This window comes from Devosia sp., from assembly GCF_048261455.1.
In the GTDB taxonomy this organism is placed as follows: domain Bacteria; phylum Pseudomonadota; class Alphaproteobacteria; order Rhizobiales; family Devosiaceae; genus Devosia_A.
In genome coordinates this window covers 1-26,892 of sequence record NZ_JBLXGA010000003.1, presented here as the reverse complement: position 1 = coordinate 26,892, position 26,892 = coordinate 1, and the positions used below count along the sequence as shown (strand labels likewise).

24 protein-coding genes are annotated in these 26,892 nt (G+C 63.6%); 16 read left to right on the top strand and 8 right to left on the bottom strand.

The window, feature by feature from the left end; all coding sequences use genetic code 11:
- Positions 1-122 precede the first annotated feature (122 nt).
- On the bottom strand, positions 123-2,057 hold the full coding sequence (locus ACN0TK_RS04025) for a hypothetical protein (RefSeq protein ID WP_417308166.1): 1,935 nt from the start codon (positions 2,055-2,057) through the stop codon (positions 123-125).
- A gap of 129 nt (positions 2,058-2,186) precedes the next feature.
- On the bottom strand, positions 2,187-2,513 hold the full coding sequence (locus ACN0TK_RS04020) for a hypothetical protein (RefSeq protein WP_417308165.1): 327 nt from the start codon (positions 2,511-2,513) through the stop codon (positions 2,187-2,189).
- A 152-nt stretch (positions 2,514-2,665) separates the two neighbouring features.
- Between ACN0TK_RS04020 and ACN0TK_RS04015 the strand changes: the two genes are divergently transcribed.
- The 3 genes from ACN0TK_RS04015 (at position 2,666) to ACN0TK_RS04005 (ending at position 4,950) form a co-directional block, all read left to right on the top strand.
- Complete coding sequence (locus ACN0TK_RS04015; RefSeq protein WP_417308164.1) at positions 2,666-3,127, top strand: DUF4864 domain-containing protein; 462 nt, start codon at positions 2,666-2,668, stop codon at positions 3,125-3,127.
- A gap of 105 nt (positions 3,128-3,232) precedes the next feature.
- Positions 3,233-4,435 carry a pyridoxal phosphate-dependent aminotransferase gene (locus ACN0TK_RS04010; RefSeq protein ID WP_417308163.1) on the top strand — a complete coding sequence of 401 codons (1,203 nt, stop codon included), beginning with the start codon at positions 3,233-3,235 and terminating at the stop codon, positions 4,433-4,435.
- On the top strand, positions 4,435-4,950 hold the full coding sequence (locus tag ACN0TK_RS04005; RefSeq protein WP_417308162.1) for a 2'-5' RNA ligase family protein: 516 nt from the start codon (positions 4,435-4,437) through the stop codon (positions 4,948-4,950). The genes ACN0TK_RS04010 and ACN0TK_RS04005 overlap by 1 nt, the downstream gene beginning before the upstream one ends.
- A gap of 850 nt (positions 4,951-5,800) precedes the next feature.
- On the opposite strand, the gene ACN0TK_RS04000 is transcribed toward ACN0TK_RS04005, so the two are convergent.
- The 5 genes from ACN0TK_RS04000 to ACN0TK_RS03980 all read right to left on the bottom strand — a co-directional run bounded on the left by ACN0TK_RS04000 (position 5,801) and on the right by ACN0TK_RS03980 (position 10,133).
- Positions 5,801-6,694 (bottom strand): LysR family transcriptional regulator, encoded by an 894-nt coding sequence (locus ACN0TK_RS04000; protein WP_417308161.1) that lies wholly within the window; start codon positions 6,692-6,694, stop codon positions 5,801-5,803.
- Positions 6,695-6,696: 2 nt separating this feature from the next.
- Positions 6,697-7,647 carry a thioredoxin-disulfide reductase gene (gene trxB / locus ACN0TK_RS03995; protein ID WP_417308160.1) on the bottom strand — a complete coding sequence of 317 codons (951 nt, stop codon included), beginning with the start codon at positions 7,645-7,647 and terminating at the stop codon, positions 6,697-6,699.
- Between the two features lie 209 nt (positions 7,648-7,856).
- Positions 7,857-8,330 (bottom strand): transcription elongation factor GreA, encoded by a 474-nt coding sequence (gene greA, locus ACN0TK_RS03990; RefSeq protein WP_417308159.1) that lies wholly within the window; start codon positions 8,328-8,330, stop codon positions 7,857-7,859.
- Positions 8,331-8,714: 384 nt separating this feature from the next.
- Positions 8,715-8,924 carry a cold-shock protein gene (locus tag ACN0TK_RS03985; RefSeq protein ID WP_417308158.1) on the bottom strand — a complete coding sequence of 70 codons (210 nt, stop codon included), beginning with the start codon at positions 8,922-8,924 and terminating at the stop codon, positions 8,715-8,717.
- Between the two features lie 657 nt (positions 8,925-9,581).
- Positions 9,582-10,133, bottom strand: a complete 552-nt coding sequence (locus tag ACN0TK_RS03980; RefSeq protein WP_417308157.1) for a GNAT family N-acetyltransferase — start codon at positions 10,131-10,133, stop codon at positions 9,582-9,584.
- Between the two features lie 291 nt (positions 10,134-10,424).
- Here ACN0TK_RS03980 and ACN0TK_RS03975 point away from each other — a divergent pair, with 291 nt between their 5' ends.
- Positions 10,425-10,628, top strand: coding sequence for a hypothetical protein (locus ACN0TK_RS03975; RefSeq protein WP_417308156.1), 204 nt, complete (start codon positions 10,425-10,427; stop codon positions 10,626-10,628).
- 19 nt (positions 10,629-10,647) lie between these two features.
- Here ACN0TK_RS03975 and puuE read toward each other — a convergent pair whose 3' ends face one another.
- Entirely contained in the window at positions 10,648-12,066 is a 1,419-nt protein-coding gene (gene puuE, locus ACN0TK_RS03970) for an allantoinase PuuE (protein WP_417308155.1), read from the bottom strand.
- Between the two features lie 208 nt (positions 12,067-12,274).
- Between puuE and uraH the strand changes: the two genes are divergently transcribed.
- The 12 genes from uraH to ACN0TK_RS03910 form a co-directional block, all read left to right on the top strand.
- A complete protein-coding gene (gene uraH, locus ACN0TK_RS03965; RefSeq protein ID WP_417308154.1) occupies positions 12,275-12,631 on the top strand; it encodes a hydroxyisourate hydrolase in 357 nt (118 codons plus the stop codon).
- Positions 12,631-14,094, top strand: coding sequence for a xanthine dehydrogenase small subunit (gene xdhA / locus ACN0TK_RS03960; RefSeq protein ID WP_417308153.1), 1,464 nt, complete (start codon positions 12,631-12,633; stop codon positions 14,092-14,094). Before uraH ends, xdhA begins: the two co-directional genes overlap by 1 nt.
- Positions 14,094-16,421, top strand: a complete 2,328-nt coding sequence (gene xdhB / locus ACN0TK_RS03955) for a xanthine dehydrogenase molybdopterin binding subunit (protein WP_417308152.1) — start codon at positions 14,094-14,096, stop codon at positions 16,419-16,421. Before xdhA ends, xdhB begins: the two co-directional genes overlap by 1 nt.
- 91 nt (positions 16,422-16,512) lie before the next feature.
- The gene (gene xdhC / locus ACN0TK_RS03950; protein ID WP_417308151.1) at positions 16,513-17,382 is read left to right on the top strand and encodes a xanthine dehydrogenase accessory protein XdhC; all 870 of its coding nucleotides are present in this window, start codon (positions 16,513-16,515) and stop codon (positions 17,380-17,382) included.
- On the top strand, positions 17,372-18,943 hold the full coding sequence (locus ACN0TK_RS03945; protein WP_417308150.1) for an ABC transporter ATP-binding protein: 1,572 nt from the start codon (positions 17,372-17,374) through the stop codon (positions 18,941-18,943). Before xdhC ends, ACN0TK_RS03945 begins: the two co-directional genes overlap by 11 nt.
- Positions 18,927-20,015 carry an ABC transporter permease gene (locus ACN0TK_RS03940; protein ID WP_417308149.1) on the top strand — a complete coding sequence of 363 codons (1,089 nt, stop codon included), beginning with the start codon at positions 18,927-18,929 and terminating at the stop codon, positions 20,013-20,015. The genes ACN0TK_RS03945 and ACN0TK_RS03940 overlap by 17 nt, the downstream gene beginning before the upstream one ends.
- Positions 20,012-20,941 carry an ABC transporter permease gene (locus ACN0TK_RS03935; RefSeq protein WP_417308148.1) on the top strand — a complete coding sequence of 310 codons (930 nt, stop codon included), beginning with the start codon at positions 20,012-20,014 and terminating at the stop codon, positions 20,939-20,941. Before ACN0TK_RS03940 ends, ACN0TK_RS03935 begins: the two co-directional genes overlap by 4 nt.
- A gap of 64 nt (positions 20,942-21,005) precedes the next feature.
- The gene (locus ACN0TK_RS03930) at positions 21,006-22,097 is read left to right on the top strand and encodes a BMP family ABC transporter substrate-binding protein (protein ID WP_417308147.1); all 1,092 of its coding nucleotides are present in this window, start codon (positions 21,006-21,008) and stop codon (positions 22,095-22,097) included.
- Between the two features lie 82 nt (positions 22,098-22,179).
- Complete coding sequence (locus ACN0TK_RS03925) at positions 22,180-22,473, top strand: GIY-YIG nuclease family protein (RefSeq protein WP_417308146.1); 294 nt, start codon at positions 22,180-22,182, stop codon at positions 22,471-22,473.
- 237 nt (positions 22,474-22,710) lie between these two features.
- The gene (locus ACN0TK_RS03920; RefSeq protein ID WP_417308145.1) at positions 22,711-23,934 is read left to right on the top strand and encodes a urate hydroxylase PuuD; all 1,224 of its coding nucleotides are present in this window, start codon (positions 22,711-22,713) and stop codon (positions 23,932-23,934) included.
- Entirely contained in the window at positions 23,931-25,223 is a 1,293-nt protein-coding gene (gene guaD / locus ACN0TK_RS03915; protein WP_417308144.1) for a guanine deaminase, read from the top strand. The genes ACN0TK_RS03920 and guaD overlap by 4 nt, the downstream gene beginning before the upstream one ends.
- 104 nt (positions 25,224-25,327) lie before the next feature.
- Positions 25,328-26,892: malate synthase G (locus ACN0TK_RS03910; protein ID WP_417308143.1), on the top strand; the 1,565-nt coding region annotated here is incomplete at its 3' end.

Here is a 26,892-nt window from a genome sequence, read left to right as displayed (position 1 = left end):
TCACGGGAAGTCATTGTGCGCCCATCAAACCGCGCAAACAATAGGGTGAAAAACACGGACCGGAGAACGCGAAGTTCCCCGGTCCGGGCATTTGATCGGTATCTGGCGCAATAGCCCGAAGATCAGTTCGCGGCAGGCTCTTCTGCCGGCTCCGACTGTTCCGGCGCGCCGGATGCGGTCGCCTCGATTGTGACCTTGCCGTTCAGCGCGGTCGGATCCTCGCCCGCCTTGGCGAGCTCTTCGAGCGACAGACCGGCCGGATCGATAGCGGTGAGATGCAGGTCGAGATCGGGCTCGGCACCGGCGAGGAACTCGCCCAGCGCCTGAACGGCGACCAGTGCGTCCTCGGTATTGCCGAGCACTGCAAGGGTGAGGCCCTGTGCCATGCCCGTCATCGTGGTGCGGAAGACAGCCTCGGGCTGCTTCGAGTCCGCGGCACCGGCGGCGATGGCCATATCCAACATGCCGTCGTCGTCGAGCTGGATGCGCAGATCCTTCAGCGTCATGGCCGTCGCGGCCTTCAGCGCGGTGGCGTCATCGTCGGAGAACAGGTCCGCCGTCGCATTGCCGAGCGTGCCGGACAGCGCGATGCGACCGACCTTGTCGACCTCGACGAGGATGCGGTCGACGGCCACGGTCTGTTCGGCCTCGTTCCACTTCATGCCGGCGCCCAGCGACAGGTTGACGGTATCAAAACCCTGCGCCTTTAGCATCGGGATCGGGCTGCCGGGCTCGGTGTCGTCTGGCAGTTCGACGACGAGGCCGGTCAGATCGAAGCCGATGGCGGCGGGAATGGCGTTGACGTAATTGCCGAAGCTGAAATCGAGCAGATCGAAGCTGCTGGCGATGCGCATTGCTGCATCATCTTCGGACGCCATCTCGTCCTCATCTTCGTCGCCGGGGACCGCCGGGCCCTCTTCGGGCGGTGCGGGGAAGTCGAAGGCAACGTCGGCGAAGGACAGGCCATCGAAGGCGGGGATCAGGCCGCGCCAGTTTTCTTCGAACCATGCCTGGGTGAAGTCACCCTCGTGACTTTCGATCAGCGCGATCGGGCCGCTCAGGTCGGTGTTCTTGAAGGTGAAGTTGCCGATCTTGAGGAAGCTGCCATCATCGAGCGACAGATCGAAATCGTCCATGGAGGACGCCGGGTAGTTGCCGGGCTCGAAGGCGGCCATCTGCAGCGGCCCGGAGGTGATCGAGATGGGCTGGTCGTTCTCGCCAGTCCCCTCGCACTGGAAGCCCTCGACGCGGATCGGCGCGCTGCGATAGGCGGTGAGGATATCGACGTAGAACTCGACGAACTTGCGGACCGATTCCGGATCCGGCGGCGTCTCGGACTCGCCGGCCTGTTCCATCTCGGTCGCCAGGGTCTGGATTTCGGCTAGATTGCTACGCAGCGGGCGGGCGCTGAATTCGGCGGCACTGGCCGGCCCGATGGCGCAGGTGACGTCGCCAATCACCAGGCCGGCGCCGTTCATGAAGAAGTTGCTGTAGATGAGCGAGAAGGTCTCATCCTCAGTCTCGGTCGCTTCGCCCAGACCGTAAAAGGCCAGCATCTCGCCAAGATTGAAGTTTTCGGCGCTGGTCACATCCATGGTGACGTCGAAGCTCATCGGCTCGCCGGTCTCGGTTTCACCGGCGACCGCCACGTCCGATGCTTCGAGCACGGCGCTGGCCGCGATGCCATCTTCGACGTCCGTTAGTTCGAGCCCACGATAGGTGGTCAGCATCGTCTGGGTCCCGGGCTGACCGGCGATTTCGGTGCTGATGGTGATTTCGGGAATGGTCAAAGACGTCGCGTCGAGCTGGCCGAGGCTGGTCAGCGCGGCGGTCGGATCGGCTGAAAACAGGCCGCGCACATCCGCTTCGCTCATGTTGCCGTCGACGATCTCCACCAGCGGCACGGTGATCTTGTAAGCGGCATCGCCGGTCGAAATGTCGGTGACGATCAGGGTCTCGGCGCTGGCTGCAGTGGAAAGCAGCAAAGCCGCAACGAGGCCGGACAGTGGCGCAGTCGCGCGTTTGGGCAGGCTGCGAGCAATGTCAGTGCAATGCATGTTTGAAAATCATCCTTCTTGATGCGCCCGGAAGGGGGAGTGTGCGGCCGCACGCCGCAAGCGGAAAGTGGCCGGGTGAGTTCCCGGCCACTTTGGCATTTGAGCATGAAACGAGAATGAACAGAACGTTCAGCCTTCGCCGCTTCCCGGATGCCATTCGCGCGCCGCGGCGCGGGTGCCAACCTCGGGAATGCCACGCACGATGGTGCGCGACACTTCGACCAGCATGGCGAGCGTGAGGGCGCACAGCGGCACGAACAGCAGCAGCACGGCGGTATCGACTTTGCCGCCGAACATGACTTCGGGCGATGGCGCCAGACCAAAGAGCAGCGCCACGCCGGCGAGCACGAAGGTGAGCGAAAACGAGATTGCCGTGGCGCTGGTCAGCGCGGCAATACGCAGTTTGCGGCGGCGTTTCACCTGCGGAATGGAATTGAGTTTTGCTGGTAGGGCCATGGGATTAATACTCGCTGTGTTCACAACGCGGTGAGTTGAGCAATTCAATGCGCTCATGGTTCGTTGCTCAAAGGGAAAAGCACGGACTTTTTGACGGCAATCCTGTGGCAAGGTGCTTCGGACGCCGTCCAGCAAGCAAGGAGGCTGCGGCCATGACGACCCTGACTTTGCGTGCCATTGCGTTCGGTTTCATCCTCGGTGCGGCGCCGGTTGGCGTGGCTTTGGCGCAGGACGCGCCCGCCGAGACCCCTTCCCAGAGTGCGGTTGAAGAGACGCCGTGGCGGGCCACCGTCACCGGCCAGATCGAGGCGTTCCGCAGTCGCGATCCGAGCGGCGCTTTTGAATATGCCGCAGATGCGTTTCACCAGGGCTTCCCATCGCCCGAAGCGTTCTTCGTCGCGATCGTCGGCTCCGGCTATGCGCCGATCATGGAATCGCGCTCGCACAGTTTTGGCGAATTTCGTCGGATCGACGACATGACGGTGATGCAGCGGGTGAAGTTCGTAGGGCGCGACCAGATGCTCTATGAAGCGCTCTATCTGCTTGGCCAGGAAGAGGGTGCGTGGCGGGTGCAGGGCGTGCAGCTGATGAAGCAGCAGGGCCTCGGTATCTGATCGCTGTATCTGAATTGGGTGTGGACGGAATGTGCCGTGACTGCGGTTGTCGGGTGTAAGGTGAGCGCATAACACTGCGGGCGCCCAAAAACCCGGAGATTTGTTATGGCCTTTCTGTCCGACGCCCTGAACCGTATTCAGCCTTCCGCTACCATGGCTGTCACCGGCAAGGCGGCGGAGCTGAAACGCGCCGGACGCGACGTGATCGCGTTGGCGGCAGGCGAACCGGATTTCGACACGCCCGAGCATGTGCGGGACGCGGCGATCCGCGCGATCAATTCGGGCGAGACGCGTTACACCGCGGTCGACGGAATCATCGAGCTGAAAGAGGCCGTGGCGGCCAAGTTTCGCCGCGACAACGGGCTTGAGGTGAGTGCCGAGGACTGCTTTATCGGAGCTGGCGGAAAGCAGATCATTTTCAACGCACTGATGGCAACGTTGAATCCCGGCGATGAAGTCGTCGTGCCGGTGCCCTATTGGGTGAGCTACCCCGAAATCGTGCGGCTGTGCGATGCGATGCCGGTGTTCGCCACGGCGGATGCCTCGACCGGTTTCAAGCTGACGCCGGAGGCGCTCGAAGCAGCGATCAGCGACAAGACCAAGTGGCTGATCCTCAACACGCCCTCCAATCCGACCGGGGCGGCCTATAGTGCCGAAGAGCTCAAGGGGCTCACCGACGTCCTGATGCGGCACGAGCAGGTCCATATCCTCACAGACGATATCTACGAAGTGCTGGTCTATGACGGCGGGAAGTTCGCGACCGTTGCCGAGGTCGAGCCGCGGCTGATTGGTCGGACACTGACGATGAACGGCGTATCGAAGTCGCATGCGATGACGGGCTGGCGCATCGGCTATTGCACCGGGCCGCGGCCGCTGCTCGCCGCGATGCGCAAGCTGCAGGGGCAGTCGACCACCAATCCCTCCTCGATCTCGCAATGGGCGGCGGTCGAGGCGCTGAACGGGACGCAGGCGTTTCTGTCCGAGTGGCGCGAAGTCTTCCAGGCGCGGCGCGATCTGGTGGTGGCGGGGCTCAATTCTTGCGAGGGGATCACCTGCCTGACGCCGGGTGGGGCCTTTTATGTGTTCCCGTCGGTCGAAGGGCTGTTGGGCAGGACCTCCGGTGGCGGCGCGCGGCTCGAAACGGATTCTGACGTGGTGCTGGCGCTGCTCGAGGAAACCGGCGTGGCCCTGGTGCAGGGTTCGGCCTTCGGGCTGCCCGGCCACATGCGGCTGAGCTATGCGGCGGCAACCGAAGAGCTGGAGGACGCGGTCGCGCGGATCCAGGACTTCTGCAGCAAGGTGAGCTAATGGCTCTCGCCCTATCTGTCCGTTTCGATGCGGCGACCAGCGCTGTGGTTGCGGAGGTATGGGCGGCCTTTGACCAGCATGGCATCAGCAGTGACATGGTGCAGCTCGGGTACCCGGCGCATGTGTCATTGCTGGTCTTGGACGATGAGTCTCTCGCAGGCGAGCTGAGCGAGGGACTTGCGTCGCTTGCCGGCAAGGTGCCGGCGTCTGTCACATTAGGCGATGTCCGCCAGTTTCCGGGCACCAGCGTCGTCTGGCTTGAGTGCCTCGGTGAACTGACGGGGCTTCATGACGCTGCCGCCGCGATGGTCCCAAGTCAAAAGATATGGCCACATTACCGCAAAGGCAGCTGGACCCCGCACGTCACGTTACAGGTTGATGGGGATGTGTCGCGGGCTATGGACTTTGCAACGGCCAATTGGCATCCGGGTCGCACCGCCTATCCGACGCTGCTGGAGCTGGCGTCGTTTCCACCCGTTGTCGTGCTCGAAAGCCTGGCGCTGAACCGCAGATAAAAAAAGACCCCGCTCGAGGGGTGAGCGGGGTCGAAAAAGACCATTCATCGAAACAAATGACCTGCGAGGGTGCAGTCAGGGAGGAGGAGAGACTGCAGCCTCTGAAAGCGCGGCCGGGAGGAGGAGAGGCCGCAGTTCCATTGACAGCGATACTGACCTTTCCCGTGGCTGTGCACAAACGCTTAACGGGAAGGCCAGCCATGCATCAGGTGAATGGGTTTAGCGGGGTGCAGCCTGAGCCCCGTGTCAGGGCGGCGCGCAAAAAAAAGGCTCCATCCGAGGATGGAGCCTGTGAGACCGGACCGAAGTCCAAATCCAAAGTGGTGGCAAATGGACGAGGGAGGAGGAAACGCCATTTGCCGGGTGGGTATCGGTCGAGGGAGGAGGATACGACGTCAACCCGGTTGTCGCAGACTTGCACCGAGGGAGGAGGAACGGTGCCGATCACTTCGACACCCCCAATATGATCTTTTACCACTTGGTCAGCAATCCTCTACCAAACATGTCAGCTATGCAAAATCGGAGTAGGTAGGTCAGTGCAGCTGACCTGGCGCAAATGGTGGGGGCGCCGCGGGCGCGGTGTGGTGCGGGCAAAAAAATAGGCCCCGCTCGAGGGGAGAGCGGGGCCAGTTGCAGCTGTTTCCAGCCACAAGGAGGAACAAACATTGAGCGCAGGGAGGAGGAGGGAGAAGCGCTCAGTGCTGTCGAAGAGGCATATATGCGCCGGGTCGCGGCGGAGCAACTGGTAACGCTGTCATATAAGCTATGCGTTCTAGGAATATCTTCGGAACATTAGCTTTTTCAATGGGCTAAGTGCATCGGCCCCTAGAGCGGGATGTGGTTCAGGCGATCAGAATGACCACTCGCGGGCCTTGCCGACCAGGAAGTCGCGGAAGACGCCGACGCGCTTGGAGTTTTTCAGCGCCGGCGGATAGACGAAATAGGCTTCGTAGGCCGGCAGCTCGATCTTGGGCAGGATGCGCCTGAGGTTGGGTTCGTTCTCGGTGACGTAGTCGGGCAGCATGGCAATGCCGATGCCGGCACGGGCAGCCTGCATCATGCCGTAGATGGCGTTGACCTTCATCGCGGCGCGCCGCGGCGAAGAGTCGGGGCGGCCCATGCGCTCGAGGAAGTTGATGTCGCCCAGATAGGACGGCACCGGCTCGCCGAAAGCGATGATGCGGTGTTTGTCGAGATCCTCGACGGCAACCGGGTCGCCATATTCCTCGACGTAGCGCTCGGAGGCGTAGAAGTGGTTGTGTACGGTGAACAGCTTGCGCTGGATCATCTCCGACTGGTTGGGCCGGTGCAGGCGAATGGCGACGTCGGCCTCGCGCATGGCGAGATCGAGCTCGGCGTCGTTGAGCTTTATCTCGATCTGGATCTCGGGATAGAGCAGCAGGAATTCGTGAATGCGCGAGCTGAGCCAGGTCGAGCCGATGCCCACCGTTGTGGTGACGAGCAGGGGGCCGGTTGGCACCTCCTGACTCTCGGACATCTGGGTTTCGACCTGCTGCAGTTCCCAGTGCATGCGATGGGCGGTGCGGAACAGCTGTTCGCCCACCTCGGTCAGGACAAGTCCGCGGGCGTGCCGGATGAACAGCTTGAGCCCGAGGTCTTCCTCAAGCGCCGAGATCTGCCGGCTGACGGCCGACTGGCTCATGTTGAGTTTTTCGGCAGCGTGCGTGAAGCTGCCGGACTCGGCGGCGGTATGGAAGATGCGGAGCTTGTCCCAATCCAGCATCGCTATTCCGCCGCTTCAGCGAGCTGGATGGAGGCCAGATAGCGCTCGGCATCGAGCGCGGCCATGCAGCCCATGCCCGCCGCGGTGACGGCCTGGCGATAAATGTCGTCGGTAACGTCGCCGGCTGCGAAGACGCCGGGAATATTGGTTTGCGTGGTGCCGGGCATGACCTCGAGATAGCCGCCCGGCTTCATGTCGAGCTTGCCGGCGAATATGGAAGTGGCCGGGGAATGCCCGATCGCAATGAACACGCCGTCAACATCCTTCTCGATCACCTTGCCGGTGACCGTATCACGGATCTTCACGCCCTTCACAGAGCGCGGCATGTTCTCGCCATAGACCTCATCGATCTCGGCGTTCCAGATCACCTCGACCTTGTCGTTCTTGAACAGGCGATCCTGAAGGATGCGCTCGGCCCGGAACTCGCCGCGGCGATGGATAACGGTGACCTTGGAGGCGAAATTGGTGAGGAACAGCGCTTCCTCGACCGCGGTATTGCCACCGCCCACGACCACGACTTCCTTGCCGCGATAGAAGAACCCGTCGCAGGTGGCGCAGGCGGAGACGCCGAAACCTTGGAACTTCTCTTCCGAGGGCAGGCCGAGCCAGCGCGCCTGGGCGCCGGTGGCGATGATGACGGAATCGGCGGTGTAGACCGTGCCGCCATCGCCCTTCAGGACGAAGGGATGGGTGTCGAAATCGACCTCGGTGATGATGTCGTTGATCATCTTCGTGCCGACATGCTCGGCCTGGGCCTTCATCTGCTCCATGAGCCAGGGGCCCTGGATGACGTCGGCGAAGCCGGGGTAGTTCTCGACATCGGTCGTGATGGTAAGCTGGCCGCCCGGCTGCAGGCCGGAAATCATCACGGGCTCGAGCATGGCCCGCGCGGCATAGATCGCTGCGGTGTAGCCCGCCGGTCCCGAACCAATGATGGCGACTTTCGCGTGCATCGAACGCTCCTACACACAAAGTAGAGTGGGTGAACTAAATAGGGGGTCTGGCGCGCCGGTTTCAAGCCGCGTTGCGCCGCTGCGGACGCTTGAGGGCGTTCCACACACCTAAAAGTCACACAATCGGGGCTGGTCGGCCCGTGCCGTTCGGCAAACGGGCCATTTGCGCCAGAGGTCGCACGCTGCCGGCGAATCGCGCCGGCAGGGCGTCAGCGGTAGACGATCTCGACGATCTCGTAGCTGTGGGCGCCACCGGGGGCAGCCACTTCGATGGTGTCGCCGGCTTCCTTGCCGATCATCGCGCGGGCGATGGGCGAGGACACCGAGATGCGGCCATTGCTGGCGTCGGCTTCGGCGTCGCCCACGATCTGGTAGGTCTTTTCGCGCTCGGTGTCCTCATCGATGAGTTTGACCGTGGCGCCGAACTTGATGGTGTTGCCGCTCAGCTTGGTCACGTCGATGATATCGGCGAGCGCGAGCAGCGACTCAAGTTCCTTGATCCGGCCTTCGTTGAGGCTCTGCTGCTCCTTGGCGGCGTGGTACTCGGCATTCTCGCTGAGATCGCCATGTGCACGCGCTTCCGAAATGGCAGCAATAATGGCCGGACGATCCTCGGAGGTCCGGCGACGGAATTCTTCCGTCAGCGCCTTGTGTCCACCGATGGTCATCGGAATCTTTTCCATGGCCGTCTCCAATTCAAACAAAACTGATCCCGCCAATTGTCTCGGCTACGTTTCAAGCTGAGCTGGGGGAAGAAAGTCGGGGTAGGGTGCCTATGGTCGAGGCATCGGTCAAGCGGGTGGGCAAACGCTCCCCGCTGTTATGTTGCGTGCAGCATATCGGCTGGTTGTCGTGCCGATGCAAGGGGTTTGGCGCGGCCGGATAGTCTTGTGAGCAACGGGTCGCGGCGTTCAGCCGCATGAGTGTTTTCCGGGTGCGCGTAGGTCGTGGTGGCGGTGCCGGGCAGGCCGAGATTCTTCAAGGCCGATTACGGTGCCGGACACCAAAAAACGGTGCAGACAAACCTGCACCGTTTTCGCAAGTCGTCCAAATGGACCGTGCAGCAACTATTCCGTCTGCAGGTTGTCCGCGGCGTTCTTGCCGGTCCGCTTGTCCTTGACGATCTCGTAGGAGACCTTCTGACCTTCATCGAGGCCGTTCAGGCCGGAGCGCTGAACCGCAGAGATATGCACGAAGACGTCGGCCCCACCCTCATCGGGCTGGATGAAACCATAGCCCTTCTGACCGTTGAACCACTTCACTATGCCGGTAGCCATGTAAAACCCTCTCGTCGTCTACCATTTCAGCCACCACCCCAATGGTGGCCTTGTACATCGAATGCTTGGAATGACCTGAGCAGGCGGTTTTACGCCAGGCACGAAGTGTCGGCCGCAATATTCGACTGAAGACTTGTAACGGCAAACGCGAGTTCTTTCAATACGGCGCCCAGCACAAAACGCCCGGTGCGCCTACTGCACATCGGGGGGCGTCCATATCATCGTCCAGTGTGCCCGCGCCGTAGGGAAGCGGCGATGGGCGAAACGGCCGGGCAAAGCCCGCGACTCAGGCGCACTCGCAGGCCGAAGTCGTATGATGACTGTAGGCTTTCGGCGCGCCCGGGCAAAGGGGAAAATCGATGATTACCCAATTGCCTTAACGTTGTCCTGCGGTGGATTGCGCATGCGCGAGCGCGGGGGCAGAGCCATATTTGTTCAGATTGTCAGTATTAAAATATAGTAGTGGTAGTATTTGCTGCCCTGGAGATTGCCGCGGGACCGTGTTGCAGCAGGATGTCGGCGTGGATGCTCCCGGTTTGCTGTTTGCGGCTTAACGCTCTGCCCGACGCGCCATCTGCACGGGATCACCCTGCGCGACGGGTTTGCAGGTCGTGGACTAGTGTGCAGAAGGGGCGCCTGTGAAGAAGGGCGCCCGGGTCAGGCAGAAAGATCAGGCCGGTCGAACGATCGCCGCAGCAGCGTCACCTCGCCTTGCAAGTCGATGTTTGCGATAGGATTGAACCCGAGTTTTCCGGCGAGACGCAGGGACGCGGCGTGTTCGGGTGCAATAATGCAGAAGCTCGAACGCCAGTCCGTTTCCGTTTCGGCCCATTCGAATATGCGGGTGAGCGCCTCGATGGCGTAGCCCTGACCGTGCATGTCGGCCCGCAACACCCAGCCGGCCTCCGGTTCGCGCGCTGTTTCGGGTTGTGGCGGGTCAAAGGTGCGGCGGAAGTCGGCAAAGCCGGCCTCGCCGACGAAGGCGCCGTCGTTGCGGCGCTCGATAAGCCAGTAGCCATAGCCGAGCAGCGCCCAGTGGCCGGCGTAGCGCAGTGAGCGCTGCCAGGAGGCATTTTCGCTCGAGGGAATGCCGGAGATGTGGCGGGTGACTTCTGGGTCGGCCCACATGGCGTGCATCGCCGGAAAGTCGTCGCCGCGATGCGGGCGCAGGCGCAGGCGCGCGGTGTCAAGGGTTGGAGCGTTGCGCACTATCGGAAGTCCTGTTGTTGCCGGGCCGGGGGCTGCTGCGTGTGCAGATGGCACGTGCCCTTAGTTAGGAGAGTGTTAAGATTCCTCTCGCAGTCTATTCGGCATGCGTGTTGCGAACGAACATCGTGATCCTTCACCAGTTCCTTCTCCCGAACAGTGGGAAGCCGCCGGCCGGGCCGTGCGCCAGTTGGTGACCCAGTTAGTCACCAGCCTCGAGCCGCGTGACACCTCGATCGCGTGGGAAGACGGCGAGTTACACGATCCTGGCGACGAGCCTCAGGCGCAATAGCCATGGACGCCGTGTTCGCCTTCCAGCAGTCGTTGCGCGAACCGGTCTTCAATTTCCTCGGACAGTTCTGGCCATTTGTCGGCGTCGTGCTGCTGTTTGGCGCCTGCTGGCTGTTCTTCGATTATGCGCGCAGCGGCGCGCCCACCGGCTTCGAACTCGACGGCAATTCCGAGGGTGGTGATGGCGGTGGAGACGGCGGCGACTGAGGCTGCCAACGGGTCCGATTTAGTCCGGCAGTAGTGCCTGTAGTCTCAGCTCCGCGATCCGTTCGACCTGTTTGCAAGCCATGGCAAATTCGGTGTCGCGATTATTGGCGAGGCGCGTTTCGAAGGCGCTGAGGATGCCCGCCTTGTCGTGATCGCGAACGGCGATGATGAAGGGAAAGCCAAATTTTGCGACATAGGCGTCGTTCAACCCGGTGAACTTTTCGCGCTCGGCGTCGGTCAGCGCGTCGAGGCCTGCGGAGGCCTGCTCCGACGTCGATTCCGCCGTGAGCCGCTTGGCGGCGGCAAGTTTGCCGGCAAGATCGGGGTGGGCGTTGAGGACGGCGAGGCGCTCTTCGTCGCTGGACATGCGGAACTGGGTGCGTAGCGCAAAGTGCAGCCCGGTCGCGGTGTCGTTGGCCGGCGCCAGTTCGCCATCGAAGGCGCGCTCGGCGAGCCAGGCGGAATGTTCGAAGATCGAGCCGAAGGTTTGAACGAAGCTTTCGCGATCCATGTTCGAGGGCTGCAGGGTGGGGGGCATGAAGGGGTGTTCGGCCAGCCAGTGGTTGGCGATCTCCAGCCGGGTCGGGATCCACACTTTGCGCTTTTGCTCGATGTGATCGACGAAGCGCTTCAGGCCCTCGAAACGTCCGGGCATGCCGGCGAGGCGGCAGTGCAGGCCGACCGTCATCATCTTCGGGCTGCCGGCCGCGCCTTCGTCCCAGAGGCAATCGAAGCTGTCCTTCAAGAACTGAAAGTACTCCTCGCCATTGGCAAAGCCGGAGGCGGTGACAAAGCGCATGTCGTTGGCGGCAAGCGTATAGGGAATGATGAGCTGGGGCCTGCCGTTGTGGACGCGGTAATAGGGCAGGTCGTCGTCATAGGTGTCCGAGATATAGGCGAAGCCGCCTTCCTCGGAGACGAGATCGACCGTGTTGAGCGAACTGCGGCCGGTGTACCAGCCGCGGGGGCGCTCTCCGGTGGCGATGGTGTGCAGGCGGATGGCCTCGGCGATCTGCTCACGCTCGGTTTCGGGCGGCATGTCCTTGTGCTCGACCCATTTGAGGCCGTGGCTGGCGATTTCCCACCCGGCTTTCTGCATGGCCTTGAGCTGGGCCGGGGCGCGCATCAACGCCGTCGCGACGCCGTAGACGGTGACCGGCAGGCTGCGCTCGGTGAACAGACGGTGCAGCCGCCAGAAGCCGGCGCGGGCGCCATATTCATACATCGACTCGACGTTCCAGTGGCGTTGGCCGGGCCAGGGCGCGGCGCCGATGACGTCGACGAGGAAAGCCTCCGATGCGGCGTCGCCATGCAGGATGTTGTTTTCGCCGCCTTCTTCGTAATTGACGACGAACTGCACGGCGACATTAGCGCCACCCGGCCAGTTGGCGTGGGGCGGATTGGGGCCGTAGCCCTGCATATTCCGTGGGTAGCGCATCGTTGCTCTCGCGATTGGTCTAAGGTCGATTTATGACCGGGTGGGACCGGGTCACGCAAGCGGTCGAAAAGTGGACCAGTTGGTAAAAAACCCTGTTCTCCCCCCTTTCCCGTTTCTCAGTTTTGCTCAATAGTCGGGCAGATCACGGGGTATGCCTCATCGGCGTGCGGCGCCGCGGGCCCAACCAGACGACGCAAGGATGTAGTGAATGGCAGGCAACGGACGCCTGACGACGCATGTGCTCGACACGACGCATGGCCGGCCCGCCGCCGACATGCAGGTCGAGCTGATGATGGTCCATGGCGACCATATGCACCGGCTGTTTTCGGGCGCGACGAATGCGGATGGCCGGCTCGACCAGCCGCTGCTGGATGGCGACCACTTTCAGCTGGGCACCTATGAGCTGCATTTTCATGCCGGCGCCTATTTCGAGGGGCTGGGCCTGCCGGGGGACAAGCCGTTTCTCGACGTGGTGCCCGTGCGCTTCATCATGAGTGAGGCCGCGCATTACCATGTGCCGCTGCTCGTTTCGCCCTATGGTTTTTCGACGTATCGGGGCAGCTGATGGCCGACCTTCGCAACGCGCTTCGCTTCATCCTCAACGATCAGGAGGTCGTGCTCGACGGCGTGTCGGCGACGCGCACGCTGCTCGATTTCCTGCGGCTCGACAAACGTCTGAAGGGCTCCAAGGAGGGCTGCGCCGAGGGCGATTGCGGCGCCTGCACCGTGCTGATCGGCCGGGTCGATGGCGACGAGCTGCGCTATGAAAGCGTCAATGCCTGCATCTATTTCGTCGGCGCGCTGGATGGCGCACATGTGGTGACGATCGAGCATCTGTCGCCCAACGATGGTGAGCTGCATCCGGTGCAGCAGGCGATGGTCGATCTGCATGGCAGCCAGTGCGGCTTTTGCACGCCCGGCATCGTGATGTCGCTTTACGCGATGTGGATGCGCAACCCCCAGCCGGACACGACGGCGGTGGAAGTGGCACTGCAGGGGAACCTCTGCCGCTGCACGGGCTATCTGCCGATCGTCAATGCGGCCAAGGCCGCCTCGAGCTATGGCGATGTCGCCAATGATCCGCTGGTGGCGCATCGCGCGGAGATCCGCGAGCGGCTGCTGGCGCTGCGCGACGGCAAGACGGTGGATTTCGGTACGGGCAAAGACCGGGTGATCGTGCCAGCGTCGGTGGATGACCTGGCCGAGGCCTATGCCGCCAACCCCGAGGCGACGCTGGTTTCGGGTGCAACCGACGTGGGGCTGTGGGTGACCAAGTTCATGCGCGAGATCGGGCCGATGATCTTCATCGCTGAAGTGCCGGAACTGCACGGGATCACCGAGGCGGACGGCAAGCTGACGATCGGCGCCGCGGTCACCTACAACGAGGCGTTCGACACGATCCTCACCCATTACCCGCAGTTGGGCGACATGTGGAACCGGCTCGGCGGCACGCAGGTGCGCAATGTGGGCACGATCGGCGCCAATATCGCCAATGGCTCGCCGATCGGCGATACGCCGCCGCCGCTGATTGCGCTGGGCGCCTCGATCACGCTGCGCAAGGGCAGTGAACGGCGCGAGCTGCCGCTTGAGGATTTCTTCATCGCCTATGGCAAGCAGAACCGTGAGCCCGGCGAATTCGTCGAGGCGGTGCATGTGCCGCTGCTGCCCGAGGGCGATCAGTTCGGCTGCTACAAGATTTCAAAGCGCGCGCACGAGGATATCTCAGCGCTCTGTGGGGCGTTCCGGCTGACGCTTGAGGGCGAGACCGTATCGGCCATCACTATTGCCTTCGGCGGCATGGCGGCGACGCCAAAGCGCGCCGTGGCGGTGGAAGCGGCGCTGGTCGGCAAGCCCTGGACGCTGGAAACCATCGAGGCCGCCATCCCGGCGTTCGGCGAGGATTACCAGCCGCTGACCGATATGCGGGCCAGCGCCGAATATCGGCTGCTGGCGGCGCAGAACCTCTTGCGCCGGTTCTTCTTCGAGAGCACCGGTGTCGGCGAACGGCTGAAGCGCGAGGTGGCATGATGAACAAGCAATCCACCATCACCGCATCGCCGCTGCATGTGTCGACACCGCATGATTCCGCCATCAAGCAGGTGGCGGGGCGGGCCGAATATGTCGACGATCTGCCCGAGCCCGAGGGCCTGCTGCATGCCTATCTGGGGCTGTCGGCGCGAGCGCATGCCGAAATCGTCTCGATGGACCTCGATGCGGTGAAGGTCGCGCCGGGCGTGGTCGGCGTACTGGTTGGCGCGGATATTCCGGCCGAGAACGATGTCAGTTCGGCGCACAAGCACGATGAGCCGGTCCTGGCCGAAAAGCGGGTCAGCTATTTCGGCCACCCGATGTTCTGCGTGGTCGGCACGGACCGCGAGGCGGCCCGCCGCGCGGCGCATCTGGCCCGGATCACCTATCGCGATCTTGACCACGTCACCGATATCGATGCCTCGCTGGCAGCCGGCGGCACGCTGGTGACCGAGCCGCTGACGCTCGAGCGCGGCGATGTTGCGGCCGGACTGGCCGGTGCCGAACACCGCATCCAGGGCAAGGTGCGCATCGGCGGGCAGGAGCATTTCTACCTCGAAAGCCAGATCGCCATGGCGATCCCCGGCGAGGGCGAGGAAATTACGATCCAGACCTCGAGCCAGCACCCGACCGAAATCCAGGTGATGGTGGCGCAGGTGCTGGGCATTCCGCATGCCGCGGTGACCGTCAACATGCGGCGCATGGGCGGCGGCTTCGGCGGCAAGGAAACCCAGGGCAATCTGTTCGCGGCAATCGCTGCGGTGGCGGCGCGCAAGTTCAATCGCGCGGTGAAAATCCGCCCGGACCGGGACGACGACTTCCAAATCACCGGCAAAAGGCACGATTTCCTCGTCGATTACGACGTCGGCTTCAACTCCGATGGCAAGATCCAGGGGGTCGCGGCCAGTTTTGCGGCGCGCTCGGGCTATTCGGCGGACCTCAGCGGGCCGGTGACCGACCGGGCCCTGTTTCACGCCGACAATGCCTATTGGTATCCGGCGGTGAAGGTGAGTTCGCTGCCGCTTTTCACCAATACCTGCTCTAATACCGCGTTTCGCGGCTTCGGGGGGCCGCAGGGGCTGATCGCCTGCGAGCGCTGGATCGAGCACATCGCCTATACGCTGGGCAAGGATCCGCTGGAGATCCGCAAGGCCAACTTCTACGGCACCGACACCGACAATGTGACGCCCTACCACCAGACGGTGGAGGACAACATCATGCGCGAGATCGTCGCCGAGCTCGAAGAGAGCTCCGACTATCAGGCGCGGCGCGAGAAGGTTCTGGCCTTCAACCGCACAAGCAAGGTGCTGAAAAAGGGCATTGCGCTGAGCCCGGTGAAATTCGGCATCTCGTTCACTGCGACCTGGCATAACCAGGCCGGGGCGCTGGTGCATGTCTATCGCGATGGCTCCATCCATCTCAGCCATGGCGGCACCGAGATGGGGCAGGGGCTGCACATCAAGGTGGCGCAGGTGGTGGCCGATGCCTTCGGCGTGCCGGTCGAGCGGGTGCAGATCACCGCGTCGAACACCGGCAAGGTGCCGAACACCTCAGCGACCGCGGCCTCTTCGGGCACCGATCTGAACGGCGCTGCGGCGCTGGATGCGGCGCGGCAGATCAAGGAGCGCATGTCCGCTCACGCGGCGATCATGTATGAAGTGACGCCCGAAGAGGTGCAGTGGGAGTTCGGCGGCATTCGCTGCGGTGCCCAGTTCGTGCCATTCGACGAGCTCGCCACCTCGTGCTGGATGAACCGGGTGCAGCTAAGCGCCTCGGGTTTTTACAAGACACCTAAAATCCACTGGGACCGGGCGACCGGCACCGGGCGGCCGTTCTACTATTATGCCTATGGCGCGGCGGCGGCCGAGGTGACGATCGACACCCTGACGGGCGAGTATCACGTCGACCGGGCCGATGTGCTCGAAGACGTCGGCCGCTCGCTCAATCCGGCGATCGATATCGGGCAGGTCGAAGGTGGCTTCATCCAGGGGATGGGCTGGCTCACCACCGAGGAATTGTGGTGGGACCAGAAGGGGCAGCTCAGGACGCATGCGCCCTCGACTTACAAAATCCCCGTCGCTGCCGACGTCCCCCCGGTGTTCAACGTCAAGCTGGCGGACTGGAGCATCAACAAGGAGCCGGCGATCGGCCGCTCCAAGGCTGTGGGCGAGCCGCCGCTCTGCCTCGCCTATTGCGTGGTCGAGGCGCTGTCGATGGCCGTGGCCTCGGTGGCCGACTACAAGGTGCCTCCGCATCTCGACATGCCGGTGACGCCCGAGCGGGTGCTGATGGGAGTGGAACGCATGCGCCGGGAGACCGCGGCGTGATGAGAGGGTGGGTCGACAAAGCCCCCTCATCCGCCCATGGGCCAGTTTCTCCCGTGATGGAGGGGCGAAGCCCGGGCCCGGAGTGTCGCTCATGAGCCTTACGCCCGCGAGCCTCACCGACTTTCTGGCGGCGCATTCGGCTGCCGTTCTGGCCGAGTTGACGGCCGTCAGGGGGTCTTCGCCGCGGGAGGCCGGGGCCTTCATGGTGATCTCGGCCGAGGCGACGATCGGGACGATCGGCGGCGGAGCGCTCGAATATATGGTGATCGACCGGGCGCGGCAGGTGCTGCGGCAAGGCGGAGCGGGCGACGCGCTCGACATACCGCTCGGCCCCGAGATCGGCCAGTGCTGCGGCGGGCGTGTCGATGTCGGGTTGCGCCGGCTCGATGCCAAAGCCGGGGTGGGGCTGGTCCGCCGGCTCGAAGCCGAACGTGCCGCATGGCCGCGGATCTATCTGTTCGGCGCCGGTCATGTCGGGCAGGCGTTGACCCGGGCGCTGGCGGCGCTGCCGCTCGATGTGCATGTGGTCGATACGCGCCGCGACGAGTTGGCGGGACTGCCCGAGACGGTGACGACGCATGCGGTCGCGATGCCCGAGGCAGTGGTGCGCGCCGCGCCTGAGGGCAGCAGCTATGTCATCCTCACCCACGACCACGCCCTCGATTTCCTGATCTGCGCCGAAGCGCTGCAGCGCGCCGACGCGCCCTATGTCGGGATGGTCGGCAGCCGCACCAAGAAGGCGCGGTTCCGCAGCTGGTATCTCGATGCCGACTATCCGCCCGCGCCGCTCGGACGGCTGGTGCTGCCGATCGGCAGTGTCGGGTTTCCCGAGGGGCTGGGTGATAAGCGCCCCGCCGTGATCGCTGCGTTGGCGGCGGCGGAAATCGTCATGCACATTGGCCGCACCGAGGTATCCGAGCCGGGGCGGCACGAGAGGTCTGGAGTCGACATTGGACGCTAGTATCCCACCCCGTCTCGAACTGGTCGGCATCACCAAGCGCTTTCCGGGCGTCCTGGCCAACGACAATGTCGGATTTGCCGTCAAACCTGGCGAAATTCACGCGCTGCTGGGCGAAAATGGCGCCGGGAAATCGACGCTGGTGAAGATGATCTACGGGATCATGCAGCCCGATGCCGGCGAAATCCGCTGGAACGGCGAAAAGATCCAGGTCGCCAACCCAAAGGCCGCCCGCAAGCTCGGTATCGGCATGGTGTTTCAGCATTTTTCGCTGTTCGAGGCGCTGACCGTGCTCGAAAACATCGCGCTGGGGATGGACGCGAAAATCCCGCAGCGCGAACTCGAGGCGCGGATCGGCGAGGTGATGGAGCAGTATGGGCTGATGCTCGAGCCGCATCGCACCGTCTCCACCCTGTCGGTGGGCGAGCGGCAGCGGATCGAGATCGTCCGCGCGCTGCTCCTCAACCCCAAACTGCTGATCATGGACGAGCCGACCTCGGTGCTCACCCCGCAGGAGGTGGAGCAATTGTTCGTCGTCCTGCGCAAGCTGGCGACGGAAGGCTGCTCGATCCTCTACATTTCGCACAAGCTGCACGAGATCAAGGCGCTGTGCGACACGGCGACGATCCTGCGCGGCGGCAAGCTGGTCGATACCTGCGATCCCAAGGAAGAGACATCTCGGTCGATGGCCGAAAAGATGATCGGTGCGGGGCTCAAGGATATCGACAAGCCGGCCGGCCGAAGTTTTGGCAAGGAGCGCCTGGTGGTGAACCGGCTGTCGATCCCCGCTTCCGGCCCGTTCGGCATGCCGCTGCGCGACGTGACCTTCGAAGTGAAGGCCGGCGAGATCTTCGGCATTGCCGGGGTGGCCGGCAATGGCCAGAACGCGCTGCTGCTGGCGCTGTCGGGTGAGGAACTGGCGGCGGACAGCGAATCCATCACCGTCGACGGCGCGCCGATCGGGCAGCTCTCGGCAAAAAAGCGCCGGCTCAAAGGGCTGGCCAGCGTGCCCGAGGAGCGGAACGGGCATGCAGCCGTCCCCGATTTCACCCTGGCCGACAATACCGTGCTGACGGCGCGCGACCGGCTGCACATGGTGTCGGGCGGACTGATCCGCTCGGGGACGGCGAAAACCTATGCCGGCGAGGTGATTACCGCCTTTGCGGTCAAGGCGCTGGGGCCGGGCTCGACCGCGGGGTCGCTGTCGGGTGGTAACCTGCAGAAATACATCATGGGGCGCGAGATCCTGCAAAAGCCCACCGTGCTGGTGGTGAGCCAGCCGACCTGGGGGGTCGATGCCGGTGCGGCTGCCGCGATCCATCAGGCGATTGTCGATCTGGCGGCGTCCGGGTCGGCGGTGGTGGTGATCAGCCAGGATCTCGATGAGCTGCTGTCGTTGTGCGACACGCTGGCGGTGATCAACGAGGGGCACGTGTCGAAACCGATGACGGTGGCAGACGCAGATATCGAGGAAATCGGGCTGCTGATGGGCGGCATTCACGGCGAGGCCGACGGGGCGCCGGCCGGTGGAGCGGGGGAGGTGAACCATGCCGTTTCGGCTTGAGAAGCGGGTTCAGCCCAGCAAGCTGATGCTCTATCTGACGCCGGTGCTGGCCGTGGTGCTGACCATGGTCGTGGGTGGTCTGGTGTTCACGGCCATCGGCTATAACGGTTTCGGCGCGGTGATCGAGATTTTCCTCGGGCCGCTGCTCAATTCCTACAAATGGCAGGATCTCGCCATCAAGGCGTCGCCGCTGATCATCATCGCGGTGGGGTTGTCGGTCTGCTACCGCGCCAATGTGTGGAACATCGGGGCCGAGGGCCAGTATGTCATGGGTGGTCTCGCGGCCACCTGGGTGGCGCTGATGACCCATGGCATGACCGGGTTCTGGATCCTGCCGCTGGTGATCCTCGCGGGTGTTGTCGGGGGCGCGCTCTATGCCGCCATTCCGGCGCTGCTCCGGACCAAGCTCGGGGTCAACGAAATCCTCACCTCGCTGATGCTGACCTATGCCTCGATCCAGCTGATCTTCTATCTGGTGCGGGCGCCGTGGAAAGACCCGATGGGCATGGGCTTTCCGCAGACCCGGGTGTTTTCAGAGGCCGCGCGGCTGCCGACCATGATCCCGATGACGGTGGTGCATTGGGGCGTGCCCTTTGCCATCATCGTCGCGCTGGGCGCCTGGGTGGTGATGAGCCGGTCGCTGTTCGGCTATCAGGTGCGGGTCGTCGGCGCTGCGCCACACGCGGCGCGCCATGGCGGGTTTTCCGAAGCGCGGACGATCTGGCTGACGCTGCTGGTGTCCGGCGCGCTGGCCGGGCTCGCCGGCGCGTTCGAGGTCTCGGGGCCGTTCCAGCGCATGGTGCCGGGCTTTCCGACCAATTACGGCTTCACCGCCATCATCGTCGCCTTCCTCGGGCGCTTGAACCCGATCGGCTGCATCCTGGCGGGGATCGTCCTCGCCATCACCTTTGTCGGTGGCGACGTAGCGCAGACGACGATCGGCCTGCCCAATGCGGCGACCGGCATCTTCCAGGCCATGCTGCTGTTCTTCCTGCTCGCGGGTGACATTCTGGTGCGCTACCGGGTGCGCCGTGTGACGCCGCAGCAGTCGGGCGCGGAGGCACGGGTATGAGCATCGACATTCTCATTGCCATCGCCATCACGCTGATCGGCGCGACGACGCCGATCCTGATCGCTGCCCTGGGTGAACTGGTGGTGGAAAAGGCCGGCGTTCTGAACCTCGGTGTCGAGGGCATGATGCTGGTCGGCGCGGTGACCGCGGTGGCGGTCGCGCTATGGACCGGCAATCCCTATCTCGCGGCGATCGCCGGAATGATCGCGGGCATGTTGTCCTCGATGATCTTTGCGGTGCTGACGCTGTCGCTGTCGGCCAACCAGACGGCGACCGGACTGGCGCTGACGATTTTCGGCACCGGCTTTTCGGCGCTGGCGGGGCAGGGGCTCACCGGCAAGGCCGTGGGCAAGATGCCGCCGCTGTTTCCGGCAGAGCTTGCCACCCATCCGATCCTGCGGCTGGTCTTCGGCCATTCGCTGCTCGTTTATGTGTCGATCGCGCTGGTTTTCGGGGTGTGGTGGTTCCTGCAGCGGACGCGCCCCGGACTGGTGCTGCGTGCGGTGGGCGAGAATGATCTCAGCGCCCATTCGATCGGCTATTCGGTGATCGGCGTGCGCTATGCGGCGGTCGCTTTCGGTGGCGCCATGGCGGGTCTGGCCGGCGCGGCCTTCCCGCTGCTGCTGACCGCGCAATGGGCGCAGGGGATGACCGCGGGCCGCGGCTGGATTGCCGTTGCGCTGGTGGTGTTTGCCGCCTGGCGGCCGTTCCGGCTGCTGGCGGGCGCCTATCTGTTTGGTCTCATCATGACGCTGGAGCTCTATTCCAAGGCAGGGACCAGCGTTCTCGCCGCCATTCCATCCGAGCTGTGGGCCGCGCTGCCCTATCTCGCAACCATTCTCGTGCTGGTGCTGATCTCCATCAGACCCGGCAACGGCACGAGTGCTCCGGCCTGCCTCGGCAAGCCGTTCGTGCCCGCCAACTGAACCCGAAGGGACGGTTGGTGCAGGCACACACAGAAACACGTCAGGGAAACAAACGGAGACGATCATGATCAAGTTCAATCGCCGCAAACTGATGCAGGTGGGCGTTGCGGCCGCCACCGCCGCAGCTCTGATGGGCAGCACCGCGCTGGCTCAGGACGAGCCGCTGAAGGTCGGCTTCATGCTGATCGGCACGCCGAACGACAATGGCTGGAATTTCGGCCACAAGGTCGGCGCCGACTACATGAAGGAACAGCTGGGCGACGCGGTGGAAATCACCATCGTCGAGGAAGTGCCAGAGGGCCCGGATGCCGAGCGCGTGCTGCGCGATCTCGCCTCCACCGGCCACGACCTGATCTTCGCCACCTCCTTCGGCTATGGCGACTATGTCATCAAGGTGGCCCAGCAGTTCCCGGATGTGGTGTTCGACCATGCCACCGGTTACCAGCGCTCGGAGAATGTCGGCACCTACAACGCGCGCTTCCACGAAGGCCGTGCCGTTGCCGGCACGATCGCCGGCTATATGTCGGAGACCGGCAAGGCGGGCTATATCGGCTCGTTCCCGATCCCCGAAGTGGTGATGGGCATCAACTCCTTCACGCTCGCCGCGCAGAAGGTGAACCCCGACTTCACCATGACCCCGGTCTATATCTCGACCTGGAACGACCCGGCCAAGGAAGCCGATGCGGCGCGCGCCATGCTCGACCAGGGCATCGACGTCATCGCCCAGCACACCGATGGTCCGGCCGCCCTGCAGGTGGTCGAGGAGCGCGGTGCGGTCGGCGGCTTCGGTCAGGGCGCCGACATGAGCGAGTTCGCGCCTCAGGCACAGCTGACTTCGATCATCGACTGGTGGGGCCCGCATTACGTCGAGACCGCCCAGGCCGTGATCGACGGTACCTGGGAATCGGGTGACTCCTGGCCGGGCCTCAAGGAAGGCGCCGTGGTCATGGGCCCCTATGGCCCGACGGTGCCCGCCGAGGTTGCCGCCGCCGCCGACGCGGTGCGCGAAGGCCAGATCGACGGCAGCTTCAACATCTTCACCGGCCCGATCTACGACTCGAACGGCGAGCTGCGGGTGCCTGAGGGTGAGACGCTGACCGACGAGCAACTGCTGACCATGGACTGGTACGTCCAGGGCGTGAACCCGCCGTCGTAAGCGACAGCGACAGCGAAAGCGGGCGGCGGGCTTCGGCCCGCTGCCCATATTGCCCTGGGGGTGGTTGCCATGGGGCCGCGCAATGAACCGGGTCTACTGTGTCTACATCCTGGCAAGCAGGCCGAACGGAACCCTATACATCGGGGTCACCAGTGACCTTGGAGCCCGCATTCATGTCCACAAGGAAGATCTTGTCGCTGGGTTCACTCGCCGCTACGGCGTGCACACGCTGGTCTGGTACGAGGTACATCATGACCCGGACTGGGCGATCCGTCGTGAGAAGCAGCTGAAGAAATGGAACCGTGCGTGGAAGCTCAGGCTGATCGAGGCAGACAACCCACAGTGGCGCGATCTCTATCCAACGCTGTTTGGATGACGAGAACGGTCGCAGCAGCAACCCGCTGGGGCTCCAGTGTTCCGCTTTCCTCAGATGAACGTGCAGATCTGGCCAGCCACCGTGTCGGTTCCTCCGCTGTCATCCCCGCGAAGGCGGGGATCCAGGGCGATACGGCAGGATCGGTGCGTCGGGCCCTGGGTTCCCGCCTTCGCGGGAATGACCCGGTGGTAGCCGGACTCCCAAGCGCCCTTTTCAAACTCAAGACACGGGGCGCAAATGCCTGACTATGCAATCATGTGGGAGTGGCTGAGCTTTGCGGTGCGCTGGCTGCATGTGATTACGGCCATCGCCTGGATCGGCTCCAGCTTTTACTTCATCGCGCTCGATCTGGGGCTCAGGAAAACCCCGAGCCTGCCGCCCCTGGCGCATGGCGAGGAGTGGCAGGTGCATGGCGGCGGGTTCTACCACATCCAGAAATATCTGGTGGCGCCGGACTTCCTCCCCGAGCACCTGACCTGGTTCAAGTGGGAGAGCTATTTCACCTGGATTTCCGGGTTCCTGCTGCTGATCATCGTCTATTATTTCGGCGCCGACCTGTTCCTGATCGACCGCAATGTGCTGGACGTTCCGGACTGGGCCGCCATCCTGATTTCCCTCGGCTCGATCGTGTTCGGCTGGGTCGCATATGACCTGCTCTGCAAATCGAAGATCGGGGAATCGACCACCGGGCTGATGCTGGTGCTGTTCGGCATCCTCGTCGCGATGAGCTGGGCCTATACCCAGGTGTTCACTGGCCGCGCCGCAATGCTGCATATGGGCGCCTTCACGGCGACAATCATGGCGGCCAATGTCGCGATGATCATCATCCCCAACCAGAAGGTCGTGGTGGCCGATCTCAAGGCCGGCAAGGTGCCGGACCCCAAGTATGGCAAGATCGCCAAGCAGCGGAGCCTGCACAATAACTACCTCACCCTGCCGGTGATCTTCTTCATGCTCTCCAGTCACTATCCACTCGCCTTCGCGACGGAGTGGAACTGGGTGATCGCCTCGCTGATCTTCCTCGAGGGCGTTCTGATCCGGCACTATTTCAACACCCGTCACGCGCGGAAGGGCAATCCGCACTGGACCTGGGGCCTGGTCGTGGTGATCTTCGTCACCTGCGCCTGGCTCAGTAGCGGCCCGAAGCTGCCGACCGGGTCAGCAGCGATCGCGGCGCCGAGCGCTCAGGCCTTCCTCGATGCCGAGCATTTCCGCGCGGCGAGCCAGGTGGTGCAGACGCGCTGCCCGATGTGCCACACGGCAGAGCCGGTGTGGGAGGGGATCTACGAGCCGCCCAAGAATGTCATTCTGGACAATGACATCGCCATCGCCAATCGGGCTGAGCAGATCGCCATGCATGCCGGCTACAGTCGCGCCATGCCGCCGGGCAACGTCACCGAGATGACCGACGAGGAGCGGGCGCTGCTGGTCGCGTGGTTCCGCGAGGGCGCGGCGCGATGAGCCGCACGGTACTGCGGGGGCGGGTGCTGAGCTTTGTCTCCGAACCGCAGGATCGCGACGACCGCGACAGCTATCGCTATATCGAAGATGGGGCAATCGAGATCGAGGATGGCCGCATCGTCCGGGTCGGCGCCTATGCCCATGCCGCCGGCGACACGGTCATCGACCATCGGCCGCACCTGATCCTTCCCGGTTTCATCGACCCGCATATACATTATCCGCAGATGCAGGTGATCGGGTCGTACGCCGGGGCGCTGCTCGAGTGGCTCGACAAGTACACCTTCGTCGAGGAGCAGAAGTTCGGCGACCTGGCGCATGCCAGCCGCATTGCCTCGCGGTTTCTGGACGAACTGATCCGGCACGGCACGACCACGGCGGCGACCTATTGCTCGGTGCATCCGGAATCGGTCGATGCGTTTTTCACCGAAGCCGAAAAGCGCGACATGCTGATGGTCGCCGGCAAGGTGATGATGGATCGCAATGCGCCGCCGGGCCTCTGCGACACGCCGCAGTCGGGCTATGACGAGACCAAGGCTGGGATCGCCAAGTGGCACGGCAAGGGCAGGGCCCACTACGCCATCACGCCGCGCTTCGCGATCACCTCGACGCATGCGCAAATGGAGATGGCCGAGACGCTGGCGCGCGAGCACCCGGACCTGCATATCCAGACGCATGTCTCGGAGAACCTCGCCGAGATCGAATTCGCCAACGAGCTCTACCCGAACTACGGCGACTATGTCGGCATCTACGAGAAGTTCCACCTGCTCGGACCGAAGACCCTGCTGGGACATTGCATCCATCTCAGCCATCGCGAGACCCAGGTGCTGGCCGAAACGCAATCGGTAGCCGTCTTCTGCCCGACCTCGAACCTCTTCATCGGCTCGGGACTCTTCGACTACGACCGCATGCACGACAACGGGGTGCGGATCGCGCCGGCGACCGATGTCGGGGGCGGCAGTTCCTATTCCATGCTGCGCACGATGGACGAGGGCTACAAGGTGATGCAGCTTAGAAACCAACGGCTGACGCCGCTGCGGTCCTTTTATCACCTGACGCTCGGCAATGCCCGGGCGATGAGCCTCGAGGACCGGATCGGGACCCTGGCGCCGGGCATGGAGGCCGACATCGTGGTGCTCGATGCGGCATCATCGCCGCAGATGAAGCTCAGAATGGAAACGGTCGAGACGCTGGAAGAAGAACTCTTCCTGCTGCAAACCTGTGGCGACGACCGCTCGGTGGTCGAAACCTATATCAACGGCGTGCCGCTGAAGTCCGGGCTCGCGGCCTGACGCGCTTCCGCATGGCGAAAAGCCCGGTGCTCATTGTCTGCCAACGGCGTGCAAAGCCTGTATGTCGCTGGCTTGGCGTTCAATTTTAGCAAGAGGTGCGGCGCATGGCCGATTATGTCGAAAAATCCGGCCTGAAGGTCGATCGTCAGCTGGTCGATTTTATCGAGCAGGAAGCCATTCCGGGGACACCTGTCGGGGCCGCGACGTTCTGGGAGGGGCTCGCCGGCCTGGTTCGCGATTTCGCGCCGCGCAACCGCGAGCTGCTCGAGATCCGCAGTACGCTGCAGGACCAGATCGATGCCTGGCACCGCGAAAATGGTCCGGTGGCGGCCGACCCCGAGGGCTATCAGGCATTCCTTAGGCAGATCGGTTATCTGGTCGACGAGCCGGGCGACTTCACCATCGAGACCAGCGGGCTCGACCCGGAAATCTCGTCGCTGTGCGGTCCGCAGTTGGTGGTGCCGGTCTCCAATGCCCGTTATGCGCTGAACGCCGCCAACGCACGCTGGGGTAGCCTTTATGACGCCTTCTATGGCACCGATGCGCTGTCGCGTGAGGGCGAGCTGGCGCCGGGCAAGGCCTATAACCCGGCGCGTGGCGCTGCGGTCGTGGCGCGGGTTGCCGAGTTTCTCGACGCGAGCTTCCCGCTCGCCAAGGGCAGCCATGCCGACGTCACGTCCTATGTAGTGGCGGAAACCGCCGGTCAGGCGGCGCTCGCCATCGACACCACGTCCGGCCCGACGACGCTGAAGGACCCGAGCCAGTTCGTCGGTTATGGCGGTGACGTGGACCGCGCGGTGATCCTCTTGAAACACAACGGCATTCATGCCGAGCTGGTAATCGACAAGACCAGCCCGATCGGCAAGACGCATGCCGCGGGGTTGAGCGATGTCGTGCTCGAAGCGGCGCTCACCACCATCCAGGACTGCGAGGATTCCGTCGCCGCCGTCGATGCGGCCGACAAGGTCGGGGTATATCGCAACTGGCTAGGGCTGATGAATGGCACGCTCGAGGATACTTTCGAAAAGGGCGGCAAGTCGGTGACCCGCCGGCTCAATGCCGACCGCGTCTACAAGGGCGTCGATAGCAGCGAGCTGGTGCTCAAGGGGCGGGCGCTGCTGCTGGTCAGGAATGTCGGCCACCTGATGACCACCGACGCCGTGCTCGACGCGGAGGGCCAGGAGATCGGGGAGGGGCTGATGGATGCCGCGGTGACGGTGCTCTGCGCGCTCAGCGACAAGGTCAACTCGACCACCGGCGCCGTCTATGTGGTGAAGCCCAAGATGCATGGTCCGGACGAGGTTTCCTTTGCCTGCGCGATCTTCGGCGCGGTCGAAAAGATGCTCGGGATGCAGCCCAACCGGATCAAGATCGGCATCATGGACGAGGAGCGGCGCACATCGGCCAATCTCAAGGCGGCGATTTATGCGGCGCGTGAGCGGGTGTTCTTCATCAATACCGGCTTCCTCGACCGCACCGGGGACGAGATCCACACCTCGATGCTGGCGGGCCCGGTGCTGCGCAAGGATGACGTGAAGTCGGAGGCTTGGATCCAGGCCTATGAGGATCGGAACGTCTTGATCGGTTTGGCGGCCGGGCTTTCTGGCCGGGCGCAGATCGGCAAGGGCATGTGGGCGCGGCCCGACGATATGGCGGCAATGCTCAAGGC